Annotated in this window: 4 protein-coding genes; 3 read left to right on the top strand and 1 reads right to left on the bottom strand. The window is 57.3% G+C overall.

Annotated elements, in window-relative coordinates; all coding sequences use genetic code 11:
* The first annotated feature begins 603 nt into the window (after positions 1-603).
* The 3 genes from ACMKFF_RS05640 to guaA all read left to right on the top strand — a co-directional run bounded on the left by ACMKFF_RS05640 (position 604) and on the right by guaA (position 4122).
* Entirely contained in the window at positions 604-1281 is a 678-nt protein-coding gene (locus ACMKFF_RS05640; protein WP_419496325.1) for a hypothetical protein, read from the top strand.
* Between the two features lie 730 nt (positions 1282-2011).
* Entirely contained in the window at positions 2012-2587 is a 576-nt protein-coding gene (locus tag ACMKFF_RS05635; protein ID WP_349134573.1) for a xanthine phosphoribosyltransferase, read from the top strand.
* Entirely contained in the window at positions 2584-4122 is a 1539-nt protein-coding gene (gene guaA / locus ACMKFF_RS05630; protein WP_419496324.1) for a glutamine-hydrolyzing GMP synthase, read from the top strand. Before ACMKFF_RS05635 ends, guaA begins: the two co-directional genes overlap by 4 nt.
* A gap of 95 nt (positions 4123-4217) precedes the next feature.
* On the opposite strand, the gene ACMKFF_RS05625 is transcribed toward guaA, so the two are convergent.
* Positions 4218-4790 (bottom strand): site-specific integrase, encoded by a 573-nt coding sequence (locus ACMKFF_RS05625; protein WP_419496323.1) that lies wholly within the window; start codon positions 4788-4790, stop codon positions 4218-4220.
* Between the last annotated feature and the right edge of the window lie 266 nt (positions 4791-5056).

The raw sequence follows: 5056 nt of genomic DNA, 5'->3' as shown, positions 1-5056 counted from the left end.
CTGTATTTAAGAGACCTGAAGGATACCTACCAGTTCCCGGCAGGCGGCTGCGTGATCACGGACTTTGCCGACGGGAAGATCATCGTCCAATAATCAAAAACAGTTCCCGGCCCGGCGGCGTCCCCGCCGGGCCGGTGTCTGTAGCGGCACTCCCTGCGCGCCATGGGCAGTTACAAGTTTCCGGATACCCTCGCCGACCGCACCGGCTCCCGGAATTGTCATTGCGAGGAGGCCGCAGGCCGACGCGGCAATCTCGGGAAGGCAGTTACGTTTTCGCCGGAAGTGCCCAATTATCCGGCCAAGTACTGCGAGATTCCCACGTCGCTTCGCTCCTCGGAATGACAAACCTGAAGGTCCTGCGCCACTGAATCAATGGCGCAAATACTGCTGTTCTCCCAGGCGCTCAGGGAACACCGCTACATTTTTCTCTCGCGCGGCGGCATTCCCGCTGGGACTTTTTCCATTTACCGCACTGCATATTCTTGAAAATTACGGGATATTTTCTGTAAAAATATTGACAGGAACATTATGGTGTGATATGTTGGACATATCGGAAGGGAATACTTGTCAAACGTTCAATTGGAACGGAAGGAGAAAATGCCCATGAAAAACCCGAGATATTGGAAATTACTGGCTTTCACGATTGCAGTCATCGCCATTTCCTCTCTCCTGTTCGGCTGCACAAAGCAGAAATTGGAACCAATGACAAAAGTCTGGGTTTCCCCCTATTACATCAGTAATTGGGTATACAACGCGGAAGGCAAATACCTGCATACAGGAGATAACGGTGCGGTAACAGCGGATTCTACGATGGAAATTCTGCATGAGAGTACCTGGCCAATGGGCGTTACGGCTTCAATGCCAAAGTATCTGATTCCAGATACAGAAAAGTTGCGTTTTGAAGTCACGGCGAAAAATGCCGGGATACGGGCGGATTCCAATGAGGTTTATCTCATAGCAGAACTGGTGAATGAAGCCGATGATCAGTGGCTGGAGCTGACAGCGAACGGTTTCCGTCTGAAGGGCAAAGTAACTTCATACAATGCAAGGGGGCATTTTAAGCAAGCAGCTTTTCCAAGTGCAGACGACTTCTATTACAAGCTGACCGGTGAGCAAGAGGGCGACCTGCAGGTATACTGGCAGGACAATACGCTCCGGATCGTCTCCAAAAGTCCCGGTGAAGTTACGCTGCATTTAAAAGATTTGCGTGACACCTACCAGTTCCCGGCGGGCGGCTGCGTGATCACGGACTTTGCCGACGGAAAGATCATCGTCCAATAATCAAAAACAGTTTCCGGCCCGGCGGCATCCCCGCCGGGCCGGTGTCTGCCTGTAGCGGTGGTCACTGCGCAGCCGTTGGCGGCTTTGCCGCCTTACGGATGCGGCGTGCCCTTTACGGGCAGTGACCGCCATTGGCAGTTGCAGATTCCCGCGCACTCCGCCGACCGCACACGCTATTGTAGGGGAGCGGCATGCCGCTCCCGGCGCAAAACTTCCGGCTGGTACAGGCTGGCGTTAAAAAGGCTTCAGCCCCCAGGTTTGTCATTGCGAGGAGGCCGCAGGCCGACGTGGCAATCTCGGGAAGGCAGTTACGTTTTCGCCGGAAGTACCCAATTATCCGGCCAAGTACTGCGAGATTCCCACGTCGCTTTGCTCCTCGGAATGACACGTCAAGCGAGTGCAGCGGTGCACCAGTGCCTTTCTGCCGTTGAATGCTCCCCCTACTGGGCGGTCACCGCCCGTAAAGGGCACGCCGCATCCGTAAGGCGGCAAAGCCGCCAACGGCTGCGCAGTGACCGCCGCTACATTTTCCTCTCGTCCGGCGGGTTGTGCAGGGATCGCCGCTGCGGACGCAACCGGCCTATTCATCCTGACCGATACTCTGTACATCATGCAGGCACGCAGCCGGGCCATTCCGATTCTTTTCCCGCAGCCTGTTTTTCCTGTTGCTTTTTCCGCGTTTTTCCGGCATAATATAGGCATCTACTATTGAGAAAGGCGGAAGGTTCCCATGGAGCTTCTGAAGGAACGGATCCGGAAGGAAGGCAAGATCCTGCCCGGAAACATTGTGAAGGTGGATGGTTTCCTGAATCATCGCATCGACGTGCCACTGATGGAGCAGATCGCGCAGGAATTCAGGCGCGTGTTTGCCGGCAAGGACATCACCCTTGTGCTGACGGCCGAAGCCAGCGGCATCGCCCTGGCCACGATCTGCGCGCAGGCCTTCGGCGTGCCGATGGTGTTCGCCAAGAAGGCCAAGAGCGACAACATCGAGGGCGGCCTCTATCAGAGCGATATTCTTTCCTATACCTATAAGAAGAAGGTCACGCTGCTCGTCTCCAAGGAGTGGCTCAGTGCCTCGGACAAGGTCCTCATCATCGATGACTTCATGGCGCGCGGTGAGGCCATGCGCGGCCTGTGCGACATCGTGAGGGAGGCCGGGGCCGAGCTCGTCGGCATCGGCGTCGCGGTGGAAAAGGGTTTCCAGCACGGCGGCGACCGCCTGCGCGAGGCCGGTATCCCGCTGCATTCGCTCGCCATCATCGAAAGCGCGGACGAAAACGGCTTTGTCTTCCGGGAGGAATGAGCATGGAAACGATTCTCGTTCTGGACTTTGGCGGGCAGTATAACCAGCTCATCGCCCGCCGTGTCCGTGAGTGCAATGTATACTGCGAGGTCAAGCCCTACACGACCCCGCTGGAGGAGCTCAAGGCCATGCAGCCCAAGGGCTTTATCTTCACCGGCGGCCCGAACAGCGTCTATGATGCCGCCTCCCCGAAGGTCGATCCCGCCATCTTCACGCTGGGCGTGCCGGTCCTCGGCATCTGCTACGGCTGCCAGCTCATGGCCCAGACGCTCGGCGGCGAGGTCACGGCTGCGCAGGACAGCACAGCCCGCGAATACGGCCGCACAGAGACGCGCTTCTCCCCCTGCCGCTTGTTCGAGGGTCTGCCCGAGCAGAGCATCACCTGGATGAGCCACGGCGACTTCATCGCCCGCCTGCCCGAGGGCTTCCGCGCCTGTGCCGTCACGGAGCATTGCCCCACCGGCGCCATCGCCGACGAGGCCCGCGGCTTCTACGGCGTGCAGTTCCACCCGGAGGTCAACCACACCGAGCATGGTCAGGATATGATCCGCAACTTCCTCTACCGCGTCTGCGGCTGCACCGGCACCTGGAACATGGGCGACTATATGCGCTCCTCCATCGCCGCCATCCGCGAGAAGGTCGGCAGCGGCAAGGTCCTGCTGGCCCTGTCCGGCGGCGTGGACAGCTCCGTTGCCGCCGCGCTCATCGCAGAGGCCGTCGGCGACCAGCTCACCTGCGTCTTCGTCGACCACGGCCTGATGCGCAAGAACGAGGGCGACGAGGTCGAGGCCGCGTTCCGGAAGTGGGATCTGCACTTCGTCCGCGTCGATGCCGAGGCCCGCTTCCTCGGCAAGCTTGCCGGGGTCACGGAGCCGGAGCGCAAGCGCAAGATCATCGGTGAGGAATTTATCCGCATCTTTGAAGACGAGGCCAAAAAGATCGGGCGCGTCGACTATCTCGCCCAGGGCACGATCTACCCCGACGTCATCGAGTCCGGCGCGGGCGATGCTGCCGTCATCAAGAGCCACCACAACGTTGGCGGCCTGCCTGACTTCGTCGACTTCAAGGAGATCATCGAGCCGCTGCGCCTGCTGTTCAAGGACGAGGTCCGCCAGCTCGGCCGCGAGCTCGGCCTGCCGGAATATCTGGTCATGCGCCAGCCCTTCCCCGGCCCCGGCCTTGCCATCCGCGTCCTCGGCGAGATCACGCGCGAGAAGCTCGATACCCTGCGCGATGCCGACGCCATCTTCCGCGAGGAGCTGGCAAACGCGGGCCTCGCCTACAGCGTCAGCCAGTATTTCGCCGTGCTGACGAATATGCGCTCCGTCGGCGTCATGGGCGACAGCCGCACCTACGACTATACCCTCGCCCTCCGCGGCGTCACCACCACCGACTTCATGACCGCCGATTGGGCTCGTATCCCCTACGACGTCCTCGACCGTACCTCCGCCCGCATCGTCAATGAGGTCCCCCATATTAACCGCATCGTCTACGATATCACCAGTAAACCCCCAGCGACGATTGAGTGGGAGTAGTCGCCGCTTACCCGAAAACCCTTTATTTTCAAGGGTTTTCGGGTTTCTTTTTTGCCCCGGGTACACGAAAGGTACACGGCGGGTACACGAAAAACTTATGCGAAAGCCTCCAAACGGTCGGCAACTTCCCCGTGTTTTGTCGGGTACAGGTGGGAATAGATCTCCAAAGTTGTCGTCACGCTCTCATGCCCGAGGCGTTCGCTGATCAGCAGTGGTGCAAACCCAAGCTCGATCAGCAAGCTGGCGTGGCTGTGACGAAGATCGTGCACCCGTATCTCCCGGAGTCCGGTCTTCTTGCAGCCTCTTTCCATTTCGTGTTTCAGATAATGCTTCGTTACTTCGAACAGTCTGTCTGACGGATCGTAGCCGTACAATCTGTCGGCATAATCCTTTACCATATCGCAAACGAATTGCGGCAAGGTAATCTTGCGATTGCTTTTTGGCGTCTTTGGGTCAAGGAATAGGTCCTCGCCGTCTATACGCGCATAGTTTTTTGTGATGGAAACCGTCCGTTCCTCAAAGTCGAAATCGTTCAGGGTCAAAGCCAGCATTTCTCCGGATCGCATTCCTGTCCAGTAAAGCAGATTAAAGATGACCTTGGACTGCAGCTTATCACTGACGGCATCAATAAAAAACTTGAATTCGTCCGCTGTCCAGATCTGTTCCAATCCGGAATTCTTTTTACCGATAGTTCCGCTTTTTTGTACCGGATTGCTGCTGAGGCCGTAATACTTGACTGCAAAATTGAAAATTGCAGACAACTGGCTGTTCAGTGTTCTCAGATAGGTTGGCTTATGGTACAAAGGCAAAAGCTGCGGTCAAAACCGCCGTCAGCCCGGCATAAGGGATCCGGAATATAGAAAACGAAAGGAAAATCAGCGTACCAAGTATCAGCACCTCTACACATTGACCTGAAAGAAATTTGGCATAGGTA

It is taken from the genome of Faecousia sp., from assembly GCF_048519415.1.
GTDB lineage: Bacteria > Bacillota > Clostridia > Oscillospirales > Oscillospiraceae > JAZOXB01.
This window is presented reverse-complemented; position numbering and strand designations above follow the sequence as displayed.

What these genes read in the sequence shown, in the direction of transcription:
- ACMKFF_RS05640 (WP_419496325.1), top strand. Translation starts at nt 604, where the DNA reads ATGAAAAACCCGAGATATTGGAAATTACTGGCTTTCACGATTGCAGTC.
- ACMKFF_RS05635 (WP_349134573.1), top strand. Translation starts at nt 2,012, where the DNA reads ATGGAGCTTCTGAAGGAACGGATCCGGAAGGAAGGCAAGATCCTGCCC.
- guaA (WP_419496324.1), top strand. Translation starts at nt 2,584, where the DNA reads ATGAGCATGGAAACGATTCTCGTTCTGGACTTTGGCGGGCAGTATAAC.